The sequence below is a fragment of the Staphylococcus sp. URHA0057 genome, from assembly GCF_000620265.1.
In the GTDB taxonomy this organism is placed as follows: Bacteria; Bacillota; Bacilli; order Staphylococcales; family Staphylococcaceae; genus Staphylococcus; species Staphylococcus pasteuri.
On sequence record NZ_JHVS01000008.1, the window covers coordinates 1 to 26838 of the forward strand.

At 30.7% G+C, this 26838-nt stretch carries 22 protein-coding genes, 1 tRNA gene and 3 pseudogenes; 16 read left to right on the forward strand and 10 right to left on the reverse strand.

Annotated features, from left to right (window positions below):
• Both N524_RS0105615 and N524_RS0105620 read right to left on the reverse strand, forming a co-directional pair.
• A pseudogene (locus N524_RS0105615) lies at window positions 1-627 on the reverse strand (YfcC family protein); the annotation flags it as partial.
• Window positions 628-990: 363 nt separating this feature from the next.
• Window positions 991-3249, reverse strand: coding sequence for an ATP-binding cassette domain-containing protein (locus tag N524_RS0105620; protein WP_029055886.1), 2259 nt, complete (start codon window positions 3247-3249; stop codon window positions 991-993).
• A 385-nt stretch (window positions 3250-3634) separates the two neighbouring features.
• On the opposite strand from N524_RS0105620, the gene lip reads away from it, so the two are divergent.
• Both lip and N524_RS0105630 read left to right on the forward strand, forming a co-directional pair.
• The gene (lip, locus tag N524_RS0105625) at window positions 3635-5782 is read left to right on the forward strand and encodes a YSIRK-targeted triacylglycerol lipase (RefSeq protein ID WP_029055887.1); all 2148 of its coding nucleotides are present in this window, start codon (window positions 3635-3637) and stop codon (window positions 5780-5782) included.
• Between the two features lie 300 nt (window positions 5783-6082).
• Window positions 6083-6421 carry a cell surface protein gene (locus tag N524_RS0105630; RefSeq protein WP_029055888.1) on the forward strand — a complete coding sequence of 113 codons (339 nt, stop codon included), beginning with the start codon at window positions 6083-6085 and terminating at the stop codon, window positions 6419-6421.
• 112 nt (window positions 6422-6533) lie between these two features.
• Here N524_RS0105630 and N524_RS0105635 read toward each other — a convergent pair.
• A tRNA-Ile gene (locus N524_RS0105635) sits at window positions 6534-6623 on the reverse strand.
• 312 nt (window positions 6624-6935) lie between these two features.
• The gene (locus N524_RS13555; protein WP_017637276.1) at window positions 6936-7079 is read right to left on the reverse strand and encodes a hypothetical protein; all 144 of its coding nucleotides are present in this window, start codon (window positions 7077-7079) and stop codon (window positions 6936-6938) included.
• A gap of 386 nt (window positions 7080-7465) precedes the next feature.
• Here N524_RS13555 and N524_RS0105645 point away from each other — a divergent pair, with 386 nt between their 5' ends.
• From N524_RS0105645 to N524_RS0105700, 12 genes and pseudogenes are all read left to right on the forward strand, one after another.
• On the forward strand, window positions 7466-8635 hold the full coding sequence (locus tag N524_RS0105645; protein WP_029055889.1) for an MFS transporter: 1170 nt from the start codon (window positions 7466-7468) through the stop codon (window positions 8633-8635).
• 307 nt (window positions 8636-8942) lie between these two features.
• Entirely contained in the window at window positions 8943-9614 is a 672-nt protein-coding gene (locus N524_RS0105650; RefSeq protein WP_017637274.1) for a Wzz/FepE/Etk N-terminal domain-containing protein, read from the forward strand.
• An 11-nt stretch (window positions 9615-9625) separates the two neighbouring features.
• Window positions 9626-10318 carry a polysaccharide biosynthesis tyrosine autokinase gene (locus tag N524_RS0105655; protein WP_017637273.1) on the forward strand — a complete coding sequence of 231 codons (693 nt, stop codon included), beginning with the start codon at window positions 9626-9628 and terminating at the stop codon, window positions 10316-10318.
• Window positions 10315-11082 (forward strand): tyrosine-protein phosphatase, encoded by a 768-nt coding sequence (locus N524_RS0105660; protein ID WP_029055890.1) that lies wholly within the window; start codon window positions 10315-10317, stop codon window positions 11080-11082. Before N524_RS0105655 ends, N524_RS0105660 begins: the two co-directional genes overlap by 4 nt.
• Window positions 11083-11243: 161 nt before the next feature.
• Window positions 11244-12270 (forward strand): annotated as a pseudogene (locus N524_RS12770) (SDR family NAD(P)-dependent oxidoreductase).
• A gap of 25 nt (window positions 12271-12295) precedes the next feature.
• A pseudogene (locus N524_RS12775) lies at window positions 12296-13436 on the forward strand (polysaccharide biosynthesis C-terminal domain-containing protein).
• A 2-nt stretch (window positions 13437-13438) separates the two neighbouring features.
• Window positions 13439-14563 carry a non-hydrolyzing UDP-N-acetylglucosamine 2-epimerase gene (gene wecB / locus N524_RS0105675; RefSeq protein ID WP_017637269.1) on the forward strand — a complete coding sequence of 375 codons (1125 nt, stop codon included), beginning with the start codon at window positions 13439-13441 and terminating at the stop codon, window positions 14561-14563.
• Window positions 14564-15862, forward strand: coding sequence for an O-antigen ligase family protein (locus N524_RS0105680; protein WP_029055891.1), 1299 nt, complete (start codon window positions 14564-14566; stop codon window positions 15860-15862). It abuts the gene before it with no gap.
• Window positions 15846-17165 (forward strand): hypothetical protein, encoded by a 1320-nt coding sequence (locus N524_RS0105685; protein WP_029055892.1) that lies wholly within the window; start codon window positions 15846-15848, stop codon window positions 17163-17165. Before N524_RS0105680 ends, N524_RS0105685 begins: the two co-directional genes overlap by 17 nt.
• A gap of 48 nt (window positions 17166-17213) precedes the next feature.
• Window positions 17214-18425, forward strand: a complete 1212-nt coding sequence (locus tag N524_RS0105690; protein ID WP_029055893.1) for a glycosyltransferase family 4 protein — start codon at window positions 17214-17216, stop codon at window positions 18423-18425.
• Between the two features lie 100 nt (window positions 18426-18525).
• Window positions 18526-19563, forward strand: coding sequence for a glycosyltransferase (locus N524_RS0105695; protein ID WP_029055894.1), 1038 nt, complete (start codon window positions 18526-18528; stop codon window positions 19561-19563).
• A 122-nt stretch (window positions 19564-19685) separates the two neighbouring features.
• The gene (locus tag N524_RS0105700; RefSeq protein ID WP_029055895.1) at window positions 19686-20027 is read left to right on the forward strand and encodes a DUF4870 domain-containing protein; all 342 of its coding nucleotides are present in this window, start codon (window positions 19686-19688) and stop codon (window positions 20025-20027) included.
• Window positions 20028-20110: 83 nt separating this feature from the next.
• On the opposite strand, the gene N524_RS0105705 is transcribed toward N524_RS0105700, so the two are convergent.
• The 4 genes from N524_RS0105705 to N524_RS0105720 all read right to left on the reverse strand — a co-directional run bounded on the left by N524_RS0105705 (window position 20111) and on the right by N524_RS0105720 (window position 23196).
• On the reverse strand, window positions 20111-20434 hold the full coding sequence (locus tag N524_RS0105705) for a cysteine protease inhibitor staphostatin B (RefSeq protein WP_029055896.1): 324 nt from the start codon (window positions 20432-20434) through the stop codon (window positions 20111-20113).
• Window positions 20435-20474: 40 nt separating this feature from the next.
• Entirely contained in the window at window positions 20475-21665 is a 1191-nt protein-coding gene (locus N524_RS0105710) for a C47 family peptidase (RefSeq protein WP_029055897.1), read from the reverse strand.
• Between the two features lie 54 nt (window positions 21666-21719).
• Window positions 21720-22604 carry a trypsin-like serine peptidase gene (locus tag N524_RS0105715; protein WP_029055898.1) on the reverse strand — a complete coding sequence of 295 codons (885 nt, stop codon included), beginning with the start codon at window positions 22602-22604 and terminating at the stop codon, window positions 21720-21722.
• A gap of 292 nt (window positions 22605-22896) precedes the next feature.
• A complete protein-coding gene (locus tag N524_RS0105720) occupies window positions 22897-23196 on the reverse strand; it encodes an LPXTG cell wall anchor domain-containing protein (protein WP_029055899.1) in 300 nt (99 codons plus the stop codon).
• A gap of 215 nt (window positions 23197-23411) precedes the next feature.
• Here N524_RS0105720 and N524_RS0105725 point away from each other — a divergent pair, with 215 nt between their 5' ends.
• The gene (locus N524_RS0105725) at window positions 23412-23888 is read left to right on the forward strand and encodes a peptide-methionine (S)-S-oxide reductase (RefSeq protein ID WP_029055900.1); all 477 of its coding nucleotides are present in this window, start codon (window positions 23412-23414) and stop codon (window positions 23886-23888) included.
• A gap of 38 nt (window positions 23889-23926) precedes the next feature.
• Here the strand turns inward: N524_RS0105725 and N524_RS0105730 are convergent, their stop codons facing one another.
• Both N524_RS0105730 and N524_RS0105735 read right to left on the reverse strand, forming a co-directional pair.
• Entirely contained in the window at window positions 23927-24286 is a 360-nt protein-coding gene (locus tag N524_RS0105730) for a hypothetical protein (RefSeq protein WP_029055901.1), read from the reverse strand.
• Window positions 24287-24300: 14 nt separating this feature from the next.
• Window positions 24301-25353 carry an LLM class flavin-dependent oxidoreductase gene (locus N524_RS0105735; protein ID WP_029055902.1) on the reverse strand — a complete coding sequence of 351 codons (1053 nt, stop codon included), beginning with the start codon at window positions 25351-25353 and terminating at the stop codon, window positions 24301-24303.
• Between the two features lie 249 nt (window positions 25354-25602).
• On the opposite strand from N524_RS0105735, the gene N524_RS0105740 reads away from it, so the two are divergent.
• Complete coding sequence (locus N524_RS0105740) at window positions 25603-26778, forward strand: MFS transporter (protein WP_029055903.1); 1176 nt, start codon at window positions 25603-25605, stop codon at window positions 26776-26778.
• Window positions 26779-26838 lie beyond the last annotated feature (60 nt).

The following is a 26838-nucleotide window of genomic DNA, read 5'->3' on the forward strand; positions in this document are numbered from 1 at the left end:
AGAATCATATCCCATTGCGATAAATATAGGGACAAGAATAGGGTAGAAGGCTACAGCTTCTTCTTCTATACCACATAGTGTTCCACCAAGTACCATTAATATAGAAACAAAGAAGATTAAAAGAAATTCTCTCCCTTTTGTCTTTTGAGTCAACGCGAGAAGTCCGGATTCAAAAGCACCACTCGCTTGAACAACACCAATTAAACCACCTAGTATAAGTATAAAGACCATAATATCAGCAGCTTCAATGGTTCCGTTAACCATGCTACTTGTAATGTCAGTTAATTTAGCAGGATGTTGATCTAAACGTTCATAAGTATTTGGAATAGATACAGGCTTATTGATCGCGCCAGAGGTGAACTGATTAATATCAATTTTGACACCCATTTTGTCTAATTCCTGTTGTGTTGCTTTATGTGTTTCAACTTTACCTTGAGGATTTTCGACCTTTAATGAGTGATCTTCATAAGATAATTTTGAATAAGAACCTGCTGGAATCATCCAAGTTGCTAATACAGCTAGAATGGTTAAAATGAATAAAATTGCAAAAGCACCAGGCATTTTTAACTTAAACTTTCTCTTAGGTGAAGATGTATGCTTTTCTTTTTTTATTTGTTCTGCTTTCATAAAATCTCCTCCTACCCAAATTCTATATTGATGAATTATTATAAATAAATATGCATTTAATTCCAAACAATTTAAGCATAACATGGATAGAGATAAACAGTGAGGAAAATTTAACATTTATGAGCAAATATTTATAAATTTAAAAATTTGTAAAAAATAGAGGATAAGACTTTAACTTAGTATAAAAGTAAGAGACTATAAGAAATTATGAATAAGAATATATTATTAATATGACTGACAAAGTCTTTTTTTAAAGATAAGTAAGTTTGAAGTTTGTATACTAATTACTTATTAAAAACAATAACAACCTAGTACAAGGGTGTATATATCACTATTGTACTGGTTGTTATATTGATATCCTAACTAGGATTGAATATATCTTTTCAAATGTTTGGCAGTTACGGATTGATCTATATCTAATAATCCTTTTGGCTCACCGCTATATAGTAATTGTCCGCCTTTATCGCCAGCATAAGGGCCAATATCTATAAACCAATCCGCTTGAGTCATCATTGTTAAATTATGTTCAATTAAAATAACGGTATTACCTTCTTCAATTAAATGGTTAAAGCATTCAATTAAAATGGGCAGGTCATCTTCATGAAGTCCAGTAGTGGGCTCATCAAAAATAAATATCGCATCATGTAAAGTTTCTGTTAAATATTTACTTAATTTAACACGTTGAATTTCACCACCAGACAATGTATCAAGGGACTGTCCAAGTGTCATATAATACAATCCAGTATTGGCTAGGGCTTGTAAAGGTTGCACAATATGATTGTCATCTTTAAATTTCTCAATAGCTTCTTGAACTGTTAAAGATAAAATATCTGCAATAGAATAGCCATTTACTTTAGCTTCAAGCACCTCGGGACGATATCTTGTACCACCGCACATTTCACATGTTTGAGAAAAATCGGGCATAAATGCTAATTCAGTTTTAATAACTCCTTTACCATGACACTCTGGGCATGCACCTTCTGAATTATAACTAAACATACTTTTCTTTAAGCCAGTTTGCTTACTAAAGAATGCTCTTACATCATCAAAGATATTTAAATAAGTTAGTAGATTCGAACGGTTTGAAGCATGAGCAGGCTTTTGATCGATAAATATAGCTTGCTCATCTTTTTCAAATGCTGTTGTAATTAAAGAACTTTTACCAGAACCAGCTACGCCTGTAACAACAGTCATCGCATATTTAGGTAATTGAGTCGTAATATGTTGTAAATTATTTTTAGAAATATCCTTAATATCTAACATATCAGATGACACTCTAATATGTTCTTTTAAATCATGAGAGCGATGCAACGCTTGTCCAGTACTTGTACTAGATTTAAGTAAGTCTTGGTAACTACCTTCAAAAGTAATTTGTCCGCCATCTTTACCGGCTAATGGCCCAATATCGATAACATGGTCGGCAGTTTTAATGACATCAGGGTCATGTTCTACAACGAGTACAGTATTCCCCTTATCTTTTAAAGATTGAATTAAATCATTAATTCGTTGAATATCTTCAGGATGCAGTCCAACACTTGGTTCATCAATAATATAAACTAAATCGCTCAATGGACTGTTGAGATGACGAATAAGTTTGATACGTTGCGATTCACCACCAGATAATGACGTGGTTTCACGAGATAAAGTTAGATAATTGAGACCTACATAACTAAGTGATTCAAGCTGTTTTTTTAACGGTTCGATAATTACTTGTGCTTTAGTAGAATGAATCTTATGTAAAAAGTCTAACGCATCATCAATTTGTAAATCAGTAAAATCAGCAATATTCATACCATTAATTTTACAACTTAGTACTTTATCATTGAGACGTTTACCATGACAATCTGGGCATGCATGTTTATGAACAACACGTTCTATATCTTTAGCAAATCTCTTTTTCTCAAAATTATCATTTAGTAAAAATGAGCGTCTGAACCTATGAATTAAACCTTCAAATTTTGCGGTTCTGGGCCAATTAGAAGGAGGATTTTTAAGTTTTGTTGGTTCAGTATATAAAAATGTATCTAATTCTTCCTTAGTATAATCTTTTAACTTTTTATCGTTATCAAACAATCCAGTATATAAATAACGTTTCCCTCTCCAACTATCAGGTCGGAAAGATGGAAAATTGATAGCATCTTCATTTAAAGACTTATCAAAATCAATTAATTCATTTAAATCAATATCCTCTACATAACCTAATCCTGAACAAGTTTCGCACATACCTTTTGTATTGTTAAAAGAAAAGACATCAGAATAACCTACAAATGGTTCTCCTATACGTGACCATAATAAACGCACTGATGCATAAATATCAGAAATCGTCCCAACTGTGGAACGAGAATTTCCTCCTAATCGTTTTTGATTAATAATCATTGAAACAGGTAAGTTTTGAATTTGATCAACATCAGGTTTTGAAAATTGACTCAATTGATGTTGTATATAACTTGAATAGGTCTCATTGAGTAAACGCTCAGATTCAGCTGCTAGTGTATTAAATACTAAAGAAGACTTACCGGAGCCAGACCTCCCTGTAAAAACTGTAAGTTGATGTTTAGGAATAGTAACATCAATATTCTTTAAATTATTTTGTTTGGCGCCAATGACTTTAATATCTGACATATGCCTTCACCTCTTAGTCGACTTTACCCTAAAATTGATATCCAACTCGTTTAATGTTTGTATTTTAAGATTAACTATTAATATATAAAGTATATCTAGGTAAAAAATAAAAATTATATAAAATTGGAATTGATGATTGACTTTTTGTACAAAAATTCGTAACATTTTAATAAATAACCAGTTAAAGTAAGTGTTGGTTTTAATGTAAAAAGGATTTTTTATTTTAATGCTTTTGAAAGCGCTTACTATTAAATGAGAAAGGATGGTCATTATGAAAGCTTGGTTTACTAAACTATTTGAATTTTTACCACGTGCAATCATTAATTTATTTATTTAGTCACATAGAATTGATTTGAAAATTAAAAATAAAATAGAGGTGCTGAATATGAAAAATAGAGAAAATAAATATAGTATTCGTAAATTTAGCGTAGGAACATCATCGATTTTAATTGCAGCCTTATTATTTATCGGTGGCGGTTCTGCACAAGCAGCTGAAAATCAAGATCAGGGAAATCTAGATTCTGAAGCTAAACAAGCACAATCTATTGGGGAACAACATGGGAATGATGTTAAAGATGAACAATTAAATCAATTTAGTGAATCAAAAAATAATAATGATAACGTTGAAGTACAGAATAATAATAAAAATGAAGAAGCAAAATCAAACTTACATAATGAATCATCTGTTGAGTTAAAAAATAATAACACAAATGAACAAAGCGTAGACAAAGAAGTCGACCCAGAATATAACAAAGCCGACAAAGAGAAGCAAGTCGACCCGGAATACAACAAAGCAGATAAAGAGAAGCAAGTCGATCCGGAATACAACAAAGCAGATAAAGAGAAGCAAGTGGATCCGGAATACAACAAAGCAGATAAAGAGAAGCAAGTAGATCCGGAATACAACAAAGCCGACAAAGATAAAGAAGTCGACCCAGAATACAACAAAGCCGACAAAGATAAAGAAGTAGATCCAGAATACAACAAAGCAGATAAAGAGAAGCAAGTGGATCCAGAATACAACAAGGCCGACAAAGAGAAGCAAGTAGATCCAGAATTCAGTGGAGTAGGTAAAACAACACAGCCACAAAATAAAGTAACTGCTCAACAAACTGCTTCGAAAGATAATAAAGGATTAAATCAAACAGATGCCTCTAAATCAACAAAACAAAAGAAACAAGCTATTTCTTTAGATGAATTAGAAAATGGTACTACTACACTATCAAAAGATAATCCAAGTAAAAAAGATAAAGAAGAAAAAGATGGTTTGAAAGCTTTAAAATCAAATTCAGTAGCAACCTTAAACAATAAATCTAAAAATAATGACACGGTTGCTAATAAAGATCAAACAAACAAGAAAGCTAAACAAGATCAATATAAAAACCATGATCCAATTATTCTAGTACATGGATTCAATGGTTTTACAGATGATATTAACCCAGCAGTACTTTCACACTATTGGGGTGGCGATAAAATGAATATTCGCCAAGACTTAGAAGAAAATGGTTATAAATCATACGAAGCAAGTATCAGTGCTTTTGGTAGTAACTATGATAGAGCAGTAGAACTTTACTATTATATTAAAGGTGGTCGTGTAGACTACGGTGCTGCTCACGCTGCGAAATATGGTCATGACCGCTATGGTAAAACGTACGAAGGTGTTTATAAAGATTGGCAACCTGGTCAAAAAGTTCATTTAGTTGGACATAGTATGGGTGGTCAAACGATTCGTCAACTTGAAGAACTACTAAGAAATGGTAATCAAGAAGAAATTGATTATCAGAAAAAACATGGCGGTAACATCTCTCCATTGTATAAAGGTAATAATGATAACATGGTATCTTCAATTACAACGTTAGGAACGCCACATAATGGTACACATGCATCTGATTTAATCGGAAATGAAGCGGTTGTAAGACAAGTGGTTTATGATATAGGTAAAGCATTTGGTAATAAAGATTCAAGAGTGGATTTCGGACTATCTCAATGGGGATTAAAACAAAAACCTAACGAATCATACATTGACTATGTCAAACGTGTTAAAAATTCTAAACTATGGAAATCACAAGATAGCGGGTTATACGATTTAACTAGAGATGGTGCTACAGATTTAAACCGTAAAACATCATTAAATCCAAACATTGTCTATAAAACATATACAGGTGAAGCAACTCATAAAGGATTGTTTGGTAGACAAAAAGCAGATTTAAATATGTTCTTGCCGTTTACTTTAACTGGTAACGTAATTGGTAAAGCAACTGAAAAAGAATGGCGTGAAAATGATGGCCTTGTATCAGTTATTTCTTCACAACACCCATTTAATCAAAAATATACAAATGCTACAGATAAAAATCAAAAGGGCATTTGGCAAGTAACACCAACAAGACACGATTGGGACCACGTTGACTTTGTCGGACAAGATAGCTCTGATACAGTGAGAACTAGAGAAGAATTACAACAATTCTGGCATGGCTTAGCAGCTGATTTAGTAGAAAGTGAAAAACTAACATCAGAGGAAAAGGCACATGCTTAAATAAGTAATTATATAGAAAATAAAGAAAGGAGAATGCGATATGTCTGGAGACTTCTTCCAATTAATCGGTTCATTATTCAAAGTGTTAAAAGAATTATTTAAATAAAAAGTCTTAATGGGCGCCTAACAAAATTTAATATATTTGTTAGGTGCTCTTTTATATTTAAAAATTAATAGTGACTATAGTAAAATATAAAAGTTAAATTTATGTAAAAATTATAAAAATAAATGATTTAAAATTAAAAAAATTGTTATGATGAGTATGTAGTTAATTATTCACTTTGGAAGGAGATTTTAACAATGAAAAAGATGACAAAGTTAGCAGGATCTGTATTGGCTGGAACAATTGCTATGGCAGGTGTATCTAGTGTGGCGGATGCAAGCTCAGTTCAAAAGCAAGATACTAACAAAGTAGAACATACACAACAAACAAAACAAGGTGAACGCCCATATGGTGGTATTGCTCCTAAAGGTATGACTGAAAAACAATATCAAGAATTAGAAAGTAGATTACCTAAAGCAAGTGAAGTTTCAGCAAAAGAATATAATCAACTAGTTAATAAAGAAACACAAAGAATTGCAGATAAATATGGTGTTACAATTTATGCACCACAAAAAACATTCCATCCTCATAAATAAATTTAAATATACCAAATAAGGAGTATCGATTTATTCGATACTCCTTGTTAATTAATTAGGCAATAAAAAAAAGCAAGTTCTCCAATAGAAGAACTTGCTTTAATATAAGTAGCGGAGGGAGAAGGATTTGAACCAACGCGAGCTAAAAGCTCCTACCAATCATAAATGATTGGCCTCTTAAGCCAGACTTGAGTATCCCTCCAAATCAATAACAGAGACTAGTATATAATAATTTAAACGGTTTGTAAAGACAAATGATGAAAAAAATTAAGTTTTTGTAAAAAATAAGTAAATTTCAAAGTATCCATTTTAATTTTTTCTAAATGAGGTTTCTTATTATACGTGAAATTCCTCCGAAAATCTCTGGTATTGATTGAAAGAAGAATTCATAAATAATATCCTTCAAATTCTCTCTTTTACTTCTTTTATGCTTTGTTGCCATTATTATAAACCTCACTTTCACAAATAAATTTTAGATTAAATTATTAAAATTAAAGATGATAAAAATATCTTTCTAAAATAAAGAACGAATAACACGGGCAATACCACTCATTATTTCGGGGATAAAGCTCAATACATCTGCCCAAAACGATTGCTTATACTTCTTATCTTCTTGATCAATTACTTTTTCATCTTGATCTTTACGTTGGTTTCCCAATGTTATACCTCCTATATAATAGTTCCTAATATATTTTCTTATATTATAACGTTTATACATAATACTGTATATTAAATGAATAATCCTGCTTATTTAGTATGTAGTAAAAAATTACTTAGTGTCACATAATCGTCAATTTTAAAAAATATACATTATAATGCAAAGTAATTCAGAGAGAAGAATTATGATTTTTTAAAGATAATGCTTTAGAATGCTTAATTAAAAATTGTCTTAATTTTAATATAATGAAAATAAAATGAAAGCTTATGAGAACTCGCTTGGAGTATTTAAAAAATATTAATTTCCCTCTTCACGTACCTCCAATTTTTTTGTAATATATCACGCATGTTGATTTTTTAACGAAACGATTAAAGGGGGAAGCAGTGATGAGAGAAAATAAAATGATGTTTTTCATATTTATGTTAGGTACATTTACTGTAGGAATGGCTGAGTATGTCGTAACAGGATTATTAACTCAAATATCCAATGATATGCGTGTATCTATTTCAAGTGCAGGCTTATTAGTAAGTGTTTATGCCATTAGTGTTGCAGTAATAGGTCCTTTCATGCGAATTTCTACTATGAAAGTACATGCACATCGACTATTACCTCTTCTCGTAGCGATATTTGTTATTAGTAATGTAATAGGAATGTTAGCACCTAATTTTTATATATTATTATTATCTAGAGTACTGTCTGCTGCAATGCATGCACCTTTCTTTGGTGTTTGTATGAGTGTAGCAGCAGCAGTTGCACCACCTGCTAAAAAACCACAAGCCATTGCCTTAGTGCAAGCTGGATTGACTATAGCAGTAATGATAGGCGTACCATTTGGATCATTTTTAGGTGGATTAGCAAATTGGAGAGTTGTTTTTGGCATTATGATTATGTTAGCTATCATAACAATGCTAGGCATGATGAAATTCACGCCACATGTATCATTAAGTTCAGAAGTAAATATTTCTAAAGAATTAACAGTATTCAAAAACCCTCACATCTTAATCATTATAGCAATCATTGTCTTTGGTTACTCAGGTGTATTTACAACATATACATTTATGGAACCAATGATACATGAGTTTGCACCATTCAAAATCGTCGGCTTAACAATATGTTTATTTTTATTTGGTCTCGGTGGGGTAATAGGCAATTTAGTCACAGGAAGTGTACCAGAACATGCATTAACTAAATATTTATTCTATACTTTCTTATTGCTATTTATCACAATCATTTTATTTGTAACATTCGTGCATTATGCGATATTAGCATTTTTAATCTGCTTCTTATTTGGTTTTGGTACATTTGGAACAACGCCATTGCTTAATAGTAAAATTATTTTAAGTGCTCAAGAAGCACCATTACTTGCGAGTACATTAGCTGCATCTATATTTAACGTTGCTAATTTTATTGGAGCTATATTAGGATCAATTTTACTATCTATAGGTTTACCTTATTTGACGATTACGTTTATTTCAGGAAGCATCATTATTTTAGGTATTTTACTCAATACAGTGAACCATTTTTATGAGAAAAAACATATACAATTTCATAATTAAGTGAGATCACCTACTCGAAGTTGTATCGAGTAGGTGTTTTATTTATATAAGATAGAACTGAGTATAAATTGATTCACATATTTTATGGCTTAGAGAAAATGATACGAATTATTCGAAAAAAAGAGACCTAATAATACATTTTTTGAATATATATCGCTCAAAAAACATGATATAATAAAATTCGATATATTTATTATAAAATTAATTTTATAATAGTGAGCGTTGGCACAATTTTATAAATAGAACAAATAGTCGAAATAGCGCTTCAACACAGCAATGATAGTACGTCTAATTGAGGAGGCCTATGATGGAAGGAAAGGTAGACTTAAGTCGCATTTTCAAAGTATTACGTAAAAATATTAAAAAACTTATCACCATCCCTGTTATCTTTATGATTTTAAGTGCAATTTTTACATCATTATTCGTAACCCCGAAATACGCGGCTTCGACACAGATCTTAGTTAATCAGAAACAAATTGAGAACAATGTCGTAAACCCAAATAATGTGCAAAATAGTTTGCAGTCAGTTAATACATATGCAGAAATAATTAAAAGTCCAAGGATACTTGAGAGAGTTTCAAAAGAACTAGACTATAAATACGATGTTAAGGAATTAAGTTCATTTGTAAAAGTGACGAATCAATCGAATTCTCAAATTATTAATGTTTCTATAGTGACAGAAAATGCCAAGGTATCGGCGAAGATAGCAAATAAAGTTGCAAAAGTTTTTGCTAAAGAAGTGCCCGATATTATGGATGTAGATAATGTATCTGTATTATCTAAAGCGAGCGATACTGAGAATAAAGTAGCACCGAATATAACTAATAATATGCTTCTTACTGGTCTTGCGGCTTTAGGTTTAACATTGCTTATCATTTATTTAAAACATATTTTAGATAGACGCATTAAAACTGAACAAGATGTTTTAGATGAATTGCAGTTACCAGTTTTAGGTGTCATACAAAAATTTAAAGTATAAGAGGAAGTACAATGTCAAATGTAAGAAGAAAATATCCCAAATTAATTGTTAATGAACAACCGAAATCTCCTATTAGTGAAAAATTTAGAGGTATTCGCTCAAATATTTTATTTGCAAGTGCGGATGATCCTATTAAGAGTGTTGTAGTTACGTCAGATGGACCAGGGTCTGGTAAATCAACCACATCTGCTAATCTTGCAATTTCATTTGCCCAAGCTGGTTATAAAACGATACTTATTGACGGTGATATGCGTAAACCGACACAGCACTATCTTTTTAAGTTGCCTAATAATGAAGGATTGTCTAGTTTATTACTTAAATGGTCAGATTATGAAAGTGCGATTCAATCTACTCACATTGAAGGATTGGATGTACTTACGTCAGGACCTATTCCGCCAAATCCTTCAGAACTCATTACCTCAAGATCGTTTAAAAATATGTTTGATCATATTTCGGAAAAATATAATTTTGTCATTATTGATACGCCACCCGTAAATGTAGTCACAGATGCACAATTATTTTCTAACTATACGCAACATGCAGTATATGTCGTTAACGTTGAATCAAATAATAAAGAAGAAGTTAAGAAAGGTAAACAATTACTTGAAAAAAGTGGCTCAAAAATTATTGGTATCGTATTAAATAAAGCACCTCAAGAGAAGAACTCTAAATATTATGCTTACTACGGAGATGACAAATCATGATTGATATTCATAACCATATATTGGTTAATATGGATGATGGCCCACAATCAAAAGAAGCAATGATCCAATTGCTCAAACAAGCAAAACAAGAAGGAATTACTTGCATCATCGCTACGCCACATCATTTACATCCTAAATATCAAAATAGCTTTCAACAAACGTCACTTAAATTAGCGGAATTAAAACAATTAACTGAAATTAAATCATTAGGGATTGAGTTTTATCCAGGTCAGGAAATAAGAATAACAGATGAAATTATACAGGGTATTGAAGAGGGGAGTATTCAAGGATTAAATAGATCTCGATATTTATTAATTGAATTCCCTTTTGGAGAAGTTCCTCATTTTACCAAACGTTTATTTTTTGAATTACAAACCAGAGGTTACATACCTATCATAGCTCATCCTGAAAGGAATAAAATGATTGCTAAAAATCCATGTATCTTATACGAGTTAATTTGCAATGGTGCGTTGAGTCAATTGACAGCAGATTCGTTATTAGGTCAATTTGGTAAAAATATTCAAAGGTTATCTATACGTTTAATTGACTGTCATCTAGCTCACTTTATTGCTTCGGATGCACATTCTATAGAACAACGCCCCTTCGCATTAAATGGATTATTTAATGAGCGAAAGCTATCATCATATCGTAATGAAATAGAAGAAATGATTCAAAATGCTAAAGCAATTGTAAATAACGAAGTGATATATTCAGATAGACCATGTAAACCGGAAACAATTAAACGATTTTTAAAATGGTTTTAATAAAAGAAATGGTTGTGTATCACCTCTGAATAATAACATTCAAAATACTAAATGTTATTATTTCGTAGTCAAATGAATCTATGGATCTGTGAATGGATAATGGTGGAAGTCATTTTAAGATTATTAGTCAGAATATTCTTATAAATAGGAGATTTTTTATTATGTTTAAAGATAAAGTGATACTAATCACGGGTGGTACTGGATCTTTTGGAAACGCTGTTCTTCAAAGGTTGCTTAACACCGGTATTAAAGAAATTAGAATATTTTCAAGAGATGAAAAGAAACAAGATGATTTAAGAAAACAATACAAAAGTGAAAAATTAAAATTCTATATTGGAGATGTACGTGATTTATCCAGTATTGATTTAGCTATGAGCGGCGTTGATTTTGTCTTTCATGCAGCAGCATTAAAGCAAGTTCCTTCATGTGAATTCTTTCCATTAGAAGCGGTGAAGACAAACATTTTAGGTACTGCCAATATGTTACAAAGTGCTATACATCACAAAATAAAAAAGGTTATTTGTTTATCTACAGATAAGGCGGCATATCCGATTAATGCTATGGGCATGTCTAAAGCATTAATGGAGAAAACATTTGTCGCTCAATCGAGAAAGGTAGACCCGTTAGCAACTGTTATATGTGGAACAAGATATGGTAACGTCATGGCTTCACGTGGCTCCGTTATTCCTTTATTTATTGAAAAAATTAAAGCAGGAGAGCCGTTACCAATTACGAATCCCTTAATGACTCGATTTTTAATGAGCTTGGACGAAGCTGTTGAACTAACTTGTTATTTATGCTTTTAAACATGCTGAAAATGGGGATATTATGGTTCAAAAATCACCTAGTTGTACAATTCAAGACTTAGCACAAGCTTTATTAGAATTGTTTGAGGCAAATAATGATATCCAAATTATAGGTACAAGGCATGGAGAAAAAGAGGCAGAAACTTTGTTAACTAAAGAAGAATATGCACGCTGCGAGGATTTAGGAGAATATTTCAGAATACCTGTAGACGCACGTAACCTAAATTATGATAAGTACTTTGATGAAGGACAACATCATGACAAAACGATTTATGAATATAATTCTAATAATACACAAAGACTAAATGTAGCAGAAATTAAAGAAAAATTATTAACTTTAGAGTATGTAAGAAATGAATTAAAAGTATATCAGACTCAATAACAACTGCAGGGAAGGAACATTAAGAATGAATATTGTAGTAACTGGTGCGAAAGGATTTATAGGACGAAACCTTTGTATTGAATTGAGAAATTATAGTCAATATCAAGTCTATGAAATATCTCGTGAAACTAACTCCAAATTAGTAGAACAATATCTATTAAATGCTGATATTATCCTTCATTTAGCTGCTTTGAATCGCTTTAATTCCACAAAAGATATAAGTGATACACAGAGACAAGATATATTTAATAAATGTAATGTGAATCAACTTTCAGACTGGTTACAAATCGTTAGTAAAAATAAAAAAAGACCATCGATTATATTTACATCGTCAATACAAGCAGAATTAGATAATCATTATGGAAGAAGTAAATTACAAGCAGAATTGTTACTACAACAATTTAAACAAGTCCATGGAAATGAAGTTATTATATACAGGTTGCCAAATTTATTTGGTAAGTGGTGTAAGCCTAATTATAACTCAGTGGTTGCGACATTTTGTTATAACATTGCTCGAAATAAACCTATCCATGTCACTGATTCAACTAAAGAACTTAAATTGAATTATATTGATGATGTTATTCGTGAATTAATAAGAGCGATTAATGGCCATCCAACGAAGCAAGCAGAATTTGCAATTGTACCCAATGTACATCGTAAAACGTTAGGTCAAATTGAACAGTTATTACGACGTTTCAAAAAAATGAGAGAAACATTGTCGCTTCCTTATTTAGAAGATCCTTTTGAAAAGGCGTTATACAGCACATATTTAAGTTATTTACCTGATAATGCATTCGGCTATCCATTGCATATGCATAAAGATGACAGAGGTTCGTTCATTTACAGAAATATTTAAAACGTCAGATCGAGGACAAATTTCTGTTAATGTTTCTAAGCCAGGTATAGTTAAAGGAAATCATTGGCATCATACTAAAAATGAAAAATTTTTAGTCGTAGCTGGGAAAGGTATCATTCGCTTTCGATTACCTGATAGCAAACAAATTATTGAATATGTAGTGTCTTCGGATAAATTGGAAATCATAGATATACCTGTAGGTTATACACACAATATTGAAAATTTAGGTGAAGAAGATATGGTCACTTTGATGTGGGCTAACGAGATCTTCGATGCTGAACATCCAGATACATATTTCTTGGAGGTATAAATATGGAAAAGTTGAAATTAATGACGATTATAGGTACGAGACCTGAAATTATAAGATTATCAGCAACAATTAAAGCATGTGATACTTACTTTAATCACATATTAGTGCATACAGGACAAAACTACGACTATACCTTAAACCAAGTGTTTTTCGAAGATTTATCGTTAAGAGAACCAGATTATTATTTAGATTCAGTTGGTGATAATTTGGGTCAAACTATGGGAAATATTATAGAAAAGGCTTATGACGTATTAAAGAAAGAGAAACCAGATGCATTGCTAATACTTGGTGACACAAATAGTTGTTTATCAGCTATTGCTGCCAAACGATTGAAAATTCCTATTTTTCATATGGAAGCGGGCAATCGTTGTTTTGATCAAAATGTTCCAGAAGAAATTAACCGTAAAATAGTAGATCATATTAGTGATATTAATTTACCTTATACAGAACATAGTCGTCGTTATTTATTAGATGAAGGGATTAAACGAGAACATATTTTTGTTACAGGTTCACCAATGAAAGAAGTGTTACATGAGCAGTTGTCTAAAATAGAAGCGAGTGATGTGTTAGAACGACTCAATTTAAAAACACAACAATATATCGTTGTTTCTGCACATAGAGAAGAAAATATTAACCACAAAGACCACTTTCAATCATTAATGGATGCGATTAATCAAATCGCTGAACACTATCAATTGCCTATTATTTATTCTACACATCCTAGAACTTGGAAAATGATTGATGAACAACAAGTGAACTTCCATCCTTTAGTACGGCGTTTACGACCATTTGGTTTTATAGACTATAATGCCTTACAGAAAAATGCATATGTTGTGTTATCAGATAGTGGTACCTTATCTGAAGAATCTGCAATACTTAAATTTCCAGCAGTATTACTAAGAAATTCTACAGAGCGACCGGAAGTAGTAGATAAAGGAACGATTGTATTAGGCGGCATCCATTTTGACAATATCATACAGTCGGTTGCGCTGGTTAAAAAGATGCAAGATAATGCATCTCCAATCATTGAGGCAAATGACTATAAAGATATACATGTTTCTCAAAAGGTAGTGAAAATTATACAAAGTTATAAAGATATCATTAATGATACGGTGTGGAGAAAGTAAATGCAGAAAAGTATTAAAATCAATATTTCGTTTTGGATTGAGTGTTTATTAACGATTATTTTATTTATCTTAAGCATACAGAATCAAACTTTATTATTGATTACAATGTGTTGTTCTTTGCTGCTCATTAAACAAGGTGAGATAGGTGTCGTTAAACTTATATTTCTTTATATGATGCGTTATTTTATTTCGCCTGGTATTGATTTTGAAGGTAGTCAATTATTCATTAATATAATGAAATATGTCTTGATTTTCATTTGTGGTAGCTATTTCTTATATCAATCTTCAAGACAATGGGCGACAAGTAAAGTAATGTCATTATTTGTGTTTGGTTCGTGCTTATTAATGACAATATATGCGATTACGAGTTTGTTGACATCAGCCTTTCCATTGGTTGCAATTCTTAAATTAATCAATTATTTTTTACCGTTAATGATCATTGTATTATTAATTTCACAGATCAAAGACTTTAAAAAATTGATATTTTGGTTAGCCGTATACATCGAGTTGTTGATTATAAGTTCGTCATTTTATATTAATCAACCAATAGGGAAATTGCTTAATGGTTATTCGTTTCAAGGTATACTGAATCATCCAAATTTATTTGCAATCATTATGGTAATGGGTTTGACACTTATACTTGTATCAATCAATTATCAAAGACAATTTATTATATGCCAACTTATTATAGTAGCAATTGGCACTTATGAACTAGTGAAAACTAATTCACGTACAGGTGTATTATCATTTGTTGTTTGTGTCTGCTTGTATTTCTTATTGATGAATATGCATAAGCGTTATAAATGGTTGATTTTCGGTAGTGTAGTTATGACTGTAGTAATCATTTTTATGAATCCTTTTATTCAGGAACGCATTAAAGCCTTTTTAGTTAAAGGACAGCGAAGTGACCAAGCATTATATTCTCGATATATACAAATTGAATATTTAATGGACGCACTAGATAAGTACCCTTTATTTGGTGGAGGATTTGGTATACCAGTGAATAATACAAGTTTGGATTTACTTAACTTTACCTTTGAAGCGGGGAATATTTTCTTTGCATTAATTATATTTACAGGTATTTTCGGATTAATTTGTTATTTGATCTATCTCGTGTTTATGTTGTTCATTGTACAGCATCCATTTCGTTTAACTATCGTACTATTTATATCGACGTTACTCGTTAATATGGGAGAAATGATTATGTTTAGTTCAACGAATGCTGGCATTTTTTGTTATATATTATGGGGCATTTATTTAAAAGAAGGAATGGAATTACAACATGAATCAAAGCTATAAAAATAATGTTCTTTTAATTGGATTATTTACAGGATTATCACTATGTGCAAATTTCTTGTTCTATCGAGTGACAAATCAATACTTAAACAATGATGAATTGTATGGCATCTGGTTAATTATATTATCTACAATGACATGGTTTTATATTATGGATTTTGGTATTTCTAATTCTTTAAGGAATCTATTAACAATTGCTATTCAAAAGAAAGATCGACATGGTATAAACGAAGTCATCAACACGACATACGTAGCGATGATTGTTCCCTTAATTATATTACTTTATGCAGGGTTAATCGTTAATCAATGGGTGGATTGGACAACATTATTTCATATAAAAAATTCAAAATCAGACGTAAATCAAATGTTTTTAATCACATTCTTTATGTTTCCATTTGTATTTTATTTAAATACCATAACTTATATTTATCATGCTCATTTTCAATCTTATATTGTTAATTTGATGCAATTTTTAAATTTATTCATTAGTACTTTATTAATATTAGCGATGAACATGATTGGCTTACACAGCGTTGTATCGTTATGCGTAATTTATTTTTCAATAAATGTAAGTGTATCTTTGATTTTTACAGTATTTTATTTTAAGAAATATAGAAAGATAGTCAAATTAGACATGAGTGGGTATCGAAAGGATTTAATTAAACCATTATTGTCACTTGGTGGAGGTTTCTTTTTATTAGACGTAGCTTCATTAACTTTATTAAATTCAGGACCACTACTTATTGGCTATTTTTTCAGTCCTTTTTATTCCGTGGAATTCCAATTAACGTATAAACTATTTTCAATATTTTTAACTATGGCAACGGTTATTTTATCCCCACTTTGGACGTTAATGATAGCTAAATTAACAGCGCAACAGTTTCAAGATATTAAACGTATACATAAAAAATTAATGATCATTATATGCATGATTTTGATAAGTATGTTTTTCATGACATGGATGGTGAATTTAGTCATAAATATTTGGATAGGTAAATCATATCAAATCGAATGGATATTTATTTTTTTAACCGCAACTATAGTGATGTTATCTATTATTGCCTTTACTTATCAAACGTTATTAAATGCAATGAACATTGTTTATTCACAAGCAATCATTTATTTATGCGGTGTAATTGTGAGCTTGGGATTAATGTTTATTTTACTCAAAGTGTTTAATTTAGGTCCTTATTATTTCTTATTAGCGATTAATAGCGGTATATGTATACCAGCTATAGTATTGCCTTTGATTTTTAGAAAAAATTTACATAAATTATCAATTCAATATACTCAATCGAAACTATAGTGTTATAGCCTTTCGATGATAAATTTATAAAAACAACTTGGTGATGACATGAAAGCAATATTTTTAACGGTAGTCAATATTTCAACGATTAAAGACATTGGTTTATATCCTGATTTAATTAATGAATTAAAACAATATTATGAAGACGTTGTTGTGCTCTGTCCTTTGGAGAGACGACACGTAGAAAAGACGCATGTAATTAAAGAAGATAATGTATCGATATTAAGAGTGAAATTACCCACAAATATTAATCAAACAAATGCAATTGAACGAGGCATTAGTATGCTAATCATTAGTCGATTATTTAAACGTGCCATTGGTAAATATTTTCCTAACGATACGTTTCAGTTGATTCTATACCCAACCCCACCTGTCACAATTGGGCCACTAGTTCGAGATTTGAAGCAACAATTTAATGCAATAACGGCTTTATTGTTAAAGGATATATTTCCACAAAATGCTGTTGATTTAAATATGTTAAAAGAAGATAGCTTTATGTATCGATATTTTAAAAAGCAAGAAACATTACTATACAAAGTTTCAGACTATATTGGTGTAATGTCAGAAGCTAATGAGAAATTTATTACAAATCATCATCCTAATATTGTGAAAAATAAAATACACATTTTTAGAAATGGATTATACGATATTTCACAAAAATTTAGTCATAAAAAGGCAAAAATCTTTCGTCAATATGGTTTAGATGCAAAAAAAGTTACATTTATCTATGGTGGGAATATTGGCGTACCACAATCACCAGACAAGATTAAAGCAGTTGCACAAGGATTTAACAAAATACCCAATGCTCAAATGGTGATTGTAGGTAATGGCACTGAATTTGAAGATGTTGTTCAAGCTACTAAACATATTGACAATGTAATTACTATACAGAGATTATCTCAACGCGCCTATCATCAACTGTTAAAAGAAAGTGATGTAGGATTTATATTTTTAGACGAACGTTTTACTATACCTAATTACCCTCAACGACTAACAAGTTATTTTATGTTTGGTAAACCAGTGATTGCTATGACTGATAGTAATACAGATGCTGGCAGTGAAATTGTCAAACAGCAATGCGGATATTGGGTGAATAATGGGGATTATCGCCAATGTTTAACATATGTAAGTCAATTAACTGATAACCAATCATTGAGAGCAGAAATGGGAACGAATGCCCGCCGATTTTATGAAAGTGAATTTAAGATCGAACAAAATGTAGAAGCGATGATGAAACAGATCAAACAATTAAAGAAATGAATGTAGGGGTTAGCTATAAATATACTGAAATCAATTCTAATGGTGAATATTTCGAAAGATTAAATGTTAGCCTCTAATGATAGATTAGGAAGATGGAAAGATGAAGATTTTAGTATTAGATTATGCAAGTGAATATGGAGGAGCAAAAACCATATCGGATTATTTTAATAAGGAAGTATTAAAAGATAAACATAATGAATGGCTATTTATTACAAGTAAAAGACGAGTCTATGAATCTAAACACGTTAAAGGCATGACGTTTCCATTTATTAAATATTCAATTTTGCACAGAATCTATTTTGAATTTGTTACATTAAAGCGCATGATAAAAAAATTACAACCAGATTGTATTGTGTCATTACTAAATTATGGTGTCTCGGGATTTAGTGGAAAGCAGATTTTATATGTTCATCAAGCACTTGCATTCATAAACGAATCGTACAAACAATCAGATAGTATGCTTAAGCGATTGAAAATGAATATATTAAAGAAAAAGATTAGAAAAAGTGTGAGTGATGCAGATTGTATTATTGTTCAGACTAATGAAATGAAAAAGTTAGTAGAACCATATAACGACCAAGTTCAAGTTTGTCAGCCAAAACTATTTACTTCGTACCCTGAAGTACATGATGAAGCCATCCATTTATTTTATCCGACTAATACTGAAAACTATAAACGTTTTGATTTAGTAGTAAAAGTGGGACAAGCAATTAAGAAATTTCAAATTCCTTCTTATATACAAATTACATTAAACGGAGATGAAACACGTTCAATAAAACGAATGTTTAAGCAATGTCGTAAAGAAAAACTACCTGTAAGATTTATTGGTTCAATTGATTGTTTGAAAATGCAGACTTATTACCGTAGTAATCATTTGTTGTTTACCTCTGAAGTAGAAAGTACTGGGTTGCCACTTATAGAAGGTATGCATTACGGTGCTAAAATACTAGCGTTAAAACAAGCTGTTACTGAAGAATTATTAGAACATTATCCTCATCAATTTTTATTTAATGATACAAATTTAGAACAACAAGTATTAAATTTTTATAATTATCCAATTATCAGTACTAAAGGTATGAATATACAGGCTAAAAGTATTTTAGATATATTAGGTAAACAGGGTTATGTTATTAGATAGTTAATTAAATGGGATATATAGACGATAATGTGTAAATCAACGCTACTAGAGGTATAAATAAATAACCTAGGAAATAATTGAGTATATACAAAGAAATAAAATAAAAAAAGAGGTGGCAACAGATGGAAGATAACAATAGAGAATTGGATAATAGAACCAATAATGTACTGGGATCGTTAAGCTATTTAAGTATCTTTTTTGCACCCGTACTGTTCCCACTTATTGTTTGGATTGTGGGTGAAAAACCTGCATCTACACATTCTAGAAATGCATTATTCAATCATATTTTATCGTGGTTATTTATCGTCGTGTCTTTAATATGTTTTGCAATGGCACCAGCATTTTACGATAGTAACACTACACTAATGGTACTATTATTTATTTTAGCTACTATATTAATCATTGGTTCAGGCATACTATTTATCATTAACATAGTAAGAGGAGTTCAACTACTCATTAATTAATCATATTAAAGCGCCGTTCAAAGGGGATACTTTAATGTATCTTTCTTTGAACGGCGTTATTCATATTGTGATTTTAATGTAATTTATTTTTCATATCTTATTGGTCTTGAAGTGCCATAAGAATGATGAATCGATGTTTGTATTAAAATATGTTGTGCATCTTCATAGTCTAACGTATATATTATTTGCTGATTATCTTCAGGTAGTATTTTGATACGCTGATGGTTAGAATCAATTTGAATAATTTGATATTGATTAAGATGAGTATGTCTTTCGTATCGAATACTAATTGATTTTTGAAGTGATTGGTTTTTCCAATTACCTAAAAATTGTTGAATCAAATTAAGCTGTTTCTTTGTGAGTGTTGATGGATTGTAATCTAAATTAATAAATTGAAGTTGATACATACTTTCACCTACCTCTAATCAATATCAATGACTATGTTAATTAATAACCTATCATTGTGTCATCCCATGTATAGTCTCTGTTGAATGATAGATGTAATAAGTTAGAATCCGCATCTTGAATAGATAATTCAGTATCCCAAGGGTTCCAATAGATAATTTTATCTTCATTATTAATTTGAGCATTACCAACCACGGCTAGAGCGTGACCGAGATGAGGATCATTTGGTCTGTTTTCAACACTATGTGCTAAAATCATAGCGCCTTTATTATCTTTAGTTAATTGATCAACTTGGTTATAAGAAGGCATGCCACTTTGATGTTGGATATCTCTACCTTGTGAGTTACCGTATCTTATCATTTGATTTGGATTAGTAGAATATTGTGGTAATTCTGCTTCGCTAACATTAGGATATAAAGTTCTCATAATGTCATATGCATTGTATTTATCTGTATTTTTTGTAGCATTAAGTAGGGCAGCCATACTGAATCCTGCACACCAAGAATTATCAAATTGTTGTTCTCTAATTTTGAAATGATCTAGGGTGTTTTCATATTGAACTTGATTATTACTTTCATTTTCTGCATATTGAGTTTCTTTAATTTTAGTCGGTTCAGATGTATTGTTTAATTGTTTTTTGAGTGTTGAAGAAACAGTTTTACTGCTTTCTTTTTCCTTAGTGTTAGTAGGTAGTGGTGTAGATTTAACTAATTTTATTTTGCCATCTTCTTCAAAGTAAAATCCTTTTTCATCAGTAAGGATAGTGATTTTTGAATTTTTATCTTTAATTTTATCTAAATCATTAGCAATAAAATTAGATATTTTCACGCTATAATTAGCGTCTTCTTTAGATTTTTTTAAGTCAGAAATTGTTTTTGGACTTATTGTTAGTGTGTATACAATTTTGCCATCTTTCAAAATAGGATAATAATAACTATTATCTTCCTCGCCATTAAATTTATAAATATTAAAAGGTTCGCCTAATTGATATTTCCCACTTTGCTTATTGTGTTGTTTATCAAGTGCTTGTGCATAGCCAACATACTGTTGTTGTGCTAATTGTTCTACTTTTTGAGGTACTTTGTTACTCTTTACATTAATTTCAAGTTGATCTGAATCTTGTTTAGCTTGAGCTGTTTTAATATTAGTTATAGCGCTTAGTGATAACAGCAAAGCAACAATGATAGAAAAAGTAACTAACTTAAATAATTTGTATTTAGATGTAGTTTGCATTTATAAACCTCCATTAGATGGATATTTTATAGCTATATTTAAAATATTTTAAAATTAAGCGGCGTCATCATTGCCATCGTCATTATTTGCAAAGTTAATATCTTGAATGTTTTGTTCTAAGAAATCTAATACATCATCATTGAAGTAAACCGCACCATTATAAGCATTAGAAACGCCACCCCAATGAATACCGATAAGTTCATTTCTTGAGTTAAATACTGGGGAACCGGAATTACCACCAGTAGTACTTAAATCATATTGCATATTTTCGCCTTGAAGTTTAGTGATTTTACCTTTACTTTCCCACATAGTAGCAAGTGGTTTGTCACCAGGATATCCAGTTACAGTAATAGGTTGGTTAGTTTCTGAATCTACATTACCGTCTATTGTTGCTGGTTGAATAACATCTCCAATATTTTCACCGTTTTGATTAGGAGAGAATTTTACGATAGCTAAATCAGCGTTACCAGGATATTTAGTGATATTTTCAGCAGTAAAGCTACCATTAGGGAAGTCATTTTCATTAATAGCGGAAGGGGCTGCAGTTAGATTTTGTGGATTACCATTAGTAGCATCGACGACATGTTTATTTGTTAAAAGTTTATCTTTACCAACTACGATACCTGATGCAATTGCAGTACCGCCATTAGTTTTGACTTGAATGAAAGTTACTGGTGCATAGTGTCCTAAAGTCGTATCTGTAATTTGGTGTCTATTATTGTTAGGTAATATAACATTTGCTCTTTCTTTTTTCTCGATAGGTTTAATGTTGTCTTTGTTCTGAATGTTAGATTTCTTTTGGTGTTGGCTCTGTTTAACTTGTTGGTTATTATCTTGATGTTGCGTGGACATAGTGTCGGCTTGTGCTGAGTTGAGAAGAGTAGCGGACGTTAAAGTTGCAATTAACAAAGAACTAGCTGTGAAAAATTTTGCTTTCATATAAAAACCTCCAAAAAATTTATTTACGATTCAAATATAACATCAGATATTTTTAAGTCAATATAAATATATAATTTTTTTAAAAATGTTTATGTAATTTAAGTGTTGAAATGAATTCTTTTTATTTTATTTAATTAAATAGAATTTAATATTATTTAATTGTCGTTAATTCGATTTAACTATAGAAAAAAGTATCGATAAAAACTATAAGAAGTTGGTATTTATCGATACTTATATGAAAAAAAGATTAATTTATGAAAGTTTAAGAAAGGAGAAATTAATATAAAATATATTATTTTTTAGATGAAGTTCGTTTTATAAAGATAAAAGTAATACCTAATACTAAAAGCACTACTAACCCTAGGAGGGGTGTATGCTTTCTGTTTTGACCAGTTTCAGGCAACAATTTCATTTGTTGCACATGTCTTTCTTTTGTTGTCTTAAATGTATATGTATTATCTTTTTGATTTGAAATGTGGTTTTTATGTGGATCTTCGTTTGTAGTAGCTAAAACATTTTGGTTGAAATTAAGTAATAAAGCTATAGCAATGACAATAGCACTGATAAAATATTTGATAGATTGATGAAACAAATAGATCTCCCCTTGAGTAAATGGTAAATGATTAAAGCTATTTAATATCTAAATTAAAGATATCATTTAAACTTTTAAAAGACCTATGTATGAGGTGTCAATTGAATAACAGTTTTGTCACTTTGCATTGGTTGTTTATGAATATTTTGTTATATAGAGAAGTAATAAGTACTTTTAATTTATTTTTGTATAATTCAACTAAAGAGGTGAATAGTATGGAAACAGTATATGTGGCTGGTGGATGTCTATGGGGAGTGCAAGCATTTTTTAAAACAATACCAGGCATTATTTCAACAGAAGCTGGAAGAGCCAATGGAAAGACTCAAACATTAGATGGGAATTATGATGGATATGCAGAATGCGTAAAATTAACTTATGATCCTGAAGTGTTAACAATATATAAAATTATGGAGTATTTATTTGAAGTCATTGATCCATATAGTGTAAATAAACAAGGGCATGATGTAGGTAAAAAATATAGAACAGGTTTTTATAGTAAGGATGATCAACATTTGCAAGAAGCGAAAGACTTTATAAATCAAAGAGAAGATTGTTTTAAAATAAAGGTGGAAGTCTTACCTCTGTCTAATTATGTAAAAAGTGCGTTAGAACATCAAGATAGATTAGAACATTATCCTGAAGATCATCATATGTGTCATATTCCATTACATTTGTTAAATAAATATAAATAAAATAGACCACAAGGATGTGGTCTATTTTATGGTCAAAATTATTTGCGTTTACCATCAAATGTATCTAGTAAACTTAATGTTGCTAATCCTAGTAAGTCTAATGCGTGTTGTGCGCCTTTTTTACCATGGCCAGCTTCAAAGTGTTTATAAGTTGCTACACCTAATACTGAAATAGTAGCTAATGAACCTAAACGTGAAGCTGTTTTACTTAAGAAACTAACTGCGAATAAACCTGCAGCTGCAGCTTCAACACCACCAGCTAATTTAACAGATTGTTCTGGTAATCCGAATACATTTGTGAATGTATCAACCATACCTTGATCACCTTGTAATTTTGGTTTTGATGCATCGTATAATTCTTTAGCAAGTTTTAAATTTGTAGCATAACGTAATATCATAATAATATTTCCTCCTATTTATCTTTAAAATATTTATCTACTATAGGTTTAACCTTTTCCCCAAAAAGACGAATTGAATGCATTGTTTTTTCATGAGGCATTGATCCTACTGGTGTATGGATCATAAAACGATTAAGACCTAGAGTTTCTATAGTTTCAATTATCTTTTGTGCGACAGTCTCTGGACTTCCTAAGTATATCGCACCATTGCTTCCAATTTCTCTTTCAAAGGCTTGTTCATCAAAAGTTGGCCAACCGCGTTCTCTACCAAGTATATCTTGATGTGCTTTTAATGACGGGAAGAACTCACGTTTAGCTTGTTCATCTGTATCAGCAATATAGCCCCAAGAATGGACTGAAATCGGCAGTTCAGAAGGATTGTGACCATATGATTCAGCAACAGATTTATAAATCTCAATGTTGCGAGTAAAACGTTTAGGATTACCACCAATAATAGCATAAGTAATTGGTAAACCTAATGCACCAGCTCTTAAAGAAGATTCAGGCGTTCCTCCTGTAGCAATTGAAATAGGTAATTGTCCATGTTCTATTCTTGGATATATACCTGTCTTATCAATGCTAGGTCGTAATTTACCTTCCCAATCTATCATTTCATGATTGTTGATTTTTAGCAACATTTGAAGCTTTTCATTAAATAAATCCTCATAGTCATTTAAATTGTAACCAAATAAAGGAAATGACTCAATAAATGAACCTCTACCAATCATTACTTCAGCTCTACCATTAGATACGGCATCTAATGTTGAAAAACGTTCGTATACTCTGACTGGATAATCAGACGATAATACGGTAACGGCAGAGGAAAGTTTAATGTGAGATGTTTTTGCAGCAGCTGCAGCTAATACTGTAACAGGATCGGATACTGCATAATCCTTTCTATGATGTTCTCCAAGACCATACACATCTAATCCTAATTGATCAGCAAGCTGAATCTCTTCAACGATATTTCTAATTCTTTCCGCGTTTGAGATAGGTAATTCTGAACCTTCTGGCATGTGAATAACAGTGTTATCAGCAAAAGATGTTAAACCTAATTCTACTTTCATATGGGTCACCTCCATTTAATATAATTTTTATACTAGATATATTATATATCTTAGAGTGATGAAAGTCAATACGAATTGTTTGCAGGTTATAAAAGGGATAGATGAGCAAATTACAGCGTATATCAACGTGGCATTTAATTTGCTATAAATTTTAAATTTTTTGCAAATTAAATAGGTTCTTTAGTTTTATGAGTTAAAGTGTAATAATAGGTAACGTTAATAAAAAATAGGAAGGGAGTATAAAGATAAATGGAAGAACAACGTCATTATAATCTTATAACTACAATTCTCTTTTTCTCAGGAATTATCGTTATGGGAAGTTTATATACTGCACTTCCGCTTACTGCAGCATTTGCACATTCATTTCACATTCCACAATCTGTTGCTACTTTAAATGGTGTTATTTTCTCTATTATGTATTCAATTAGCTGTCTATTTTATGGAACCATTTCTGATAAATACGGGAGAATTAAAACAATATTAATAGGATTAAGTGGTTTGACATTGATTTGCTTTATTATTGGCTTTGTAAATTCATTTACATTATTACTTGTTATGCGTGCGTTACAAGGAATATTTGCCGCTGCATTTTCTCCAGTAGCCATTACTTATACCACAGAAACTTACCCTGCTAAAAAGAGAGTTACAGCAATTAGCTTTATTAGTACAAGTTTTATGTTATCTGGTGTGTTAGGACAAAATTTAAGTGAAATGATAGTTCATCATTTAAATTGGCATTGGGTGTATTTTACTTTAACAGTATTATATTTGTTATTGGTATTTGTTATTTATCAATTTGTACCTGAAAGTCCTCGCAGAAATACTGATGTTAAATTACTTAAATTTTTTAATAACTTCAAAGACTTTCGAGATAATTTAAAAGTTATTTACTGTTTATTCATTTCATTTACTTTATTGATTATGTTTATTAGTATGTACGCTATTTTAAATTTATATATACTATCTGATAAATTGAATGGTGACATTTCTATAGCATCATTAGTAAAACTATTTGGTGTTATTGGTATGTTGCTATCATTATTAGCTGGACGTTTGAGCGGTCGTATAGGTATCAAACGATTGATCTCATTAGCTTTATTAACAAGTACAATTTCACTTTTAGTTATGGGAATGACTACTAACATTATTTGCATAACTATTTTTAGCGTTACGTTTGTAGCTGGTATTGCCTTTGCAATCCCTTCAGTCATTTCAAAAGTAGGAATTACAGTTAATCGTAACCAAGGATTCTTTTTATCTGTAAATACAGTGATATTATTTATGGGAACAGCCATTGCTCCAATAATAATGATTTATATTGGTGAGTTGTCTAGTTACTTTATGATGTTTGCTTCAATCGCTTGTATAGGTCTTGTTGCATTTATCGTATCATTATTTATGCCTAGTGATGCTAACGCTTATTAAACAAAAGTTAAGCGAATATAGTTAGATTAATAGTTATTAATTATTTTTAAACGATTTATT

Coding starts and splice junctions, on each gene's coding strand:
- N524_RS0105620 (WP_029055886.1), bottom strand. CDS start 3,249: ATGTCAGATATTAAAGTCATTGGCGCCAAACAAAATAATTTAAAGAAT.
- lip (WP_029055887.1), top strand. CDS start 3,635: ATGAAAAATAGAGAAAATAAATATAGTATTCGTAAATTTAGCGTAGGA.
- N524_RS0105630 (WP_029055888.1), top strand. CDS start 6,083: ATGAAAAAGATGACAAAGTTAGCAGGATCTGTATTGGCTGGAACAATT.
- N524_RS0105645 (WP_029055889.1), top strand. CDS start 7,466: ATGAGAGAAAATAAAATGATGTTTTTCATATTTATGTTAGGTACATTT.
- N524_RS0105650 (WP_017637274.1), top strand. CDS start 8,943: ATGGAAGGAAAGGTAGACTTAAGTCGCATTTTCAAAGTATTACGTAAA.
- N524_RS0105655 (WP_017637273.1), top strand. CDS start 9,626: ATGTCAAATGTAAGAAGAAAATATCCCAAATTAATTGTTAATGAACAA.
- N524_RS0105660 (WP_029055890.1), top strand. CDS start 10,315: ATGATTGATATTCATAACCATATATTGGTTAATATGGATGATGGCCCA.
- wecB (WP_017637269.1), top strand. CDS start 13,439: ATGGAAAAGTTGAAATTAATGACGATTATAGGTACGAGACCTGAAATT.
- N524_RS0105680 (WP_029055891.1), top strand. CDS start 14,564: ATGCAGAAAAGTATTAAAATCAATATTTCGTTTTGGATTGAGTGTTTA.
- N524_RS0105685 (WP_029055892.1), top strand. CDS start 15,846: ATGAATCAAAGCTATAAAAATAATGTTCTTTTAATTGGATTATTTACA.
- N524_RS0105690 (WP_029055893.1), top strand. CDS start 17,214: ATGAAAGCAATATTTTTAACGGTAGTCAATATTTCAACGATTAAAGAC.
- N524_RS0105695 (WP_029055894.1), top strand. CDS start 18,526: ATGAAGATTTTAGTATTAGATTATGCAAGTGAATATGGAGGAGCAAAA.
- N524_RS0105700 (WP_029055895.1), top strand. CDS start 19,686: ATGGAAGATAACAATAGAGAATTGGATAATAGAACCAATAATGTACTG.
- N524_RS0105705 (WP_029055896.1), bottom strand. CDS start 20,434: ATGTATCAACTTCAATTTATTAATTTAGATTACAATCCATCAACACTC.
- N524_RS0105710 (WP_029055897.1), bottom strand. CDS start 21,665: ATGCAAACTACATCTAAATACAAATTATTTAAGTTAGTTACTTTTTCT.
- N524_RS0105715 (WP_029055898.1), bottom strand. CDS start 22,604: ATGAAAGCAAAATTTTTCACAGCTAGTTCTTTGTTAATTGCAACTTTA.
- N524_RS0105725 (WP_029055900.1), top strand. CDS start 23,412: ATGGAAACAGTATATGTGGCTGGTGGATGTCTATGGGGAGTGCAAGCA.
- N524_RS0105730 (WP_029055901.1), bottom strand. CDS start 24,286: ATGATATTACGTTATGCTACAAATTTAAAACTTGCTAAAGAATTATAC.
- N524_RS0105735 (WP_029055902.1), bottom strand. CDS start 25,353: ATGAAAGTAGAATTAGGTTTAACATCTTTTGCTGATAACACTGTTATT.
- N524_RS0105740 (WP_029055903.1), top strand. CDS start 25,603: ATGGAAGAACAACGTCATTATAATCTTATAACTACAATTCTCTTTTTC.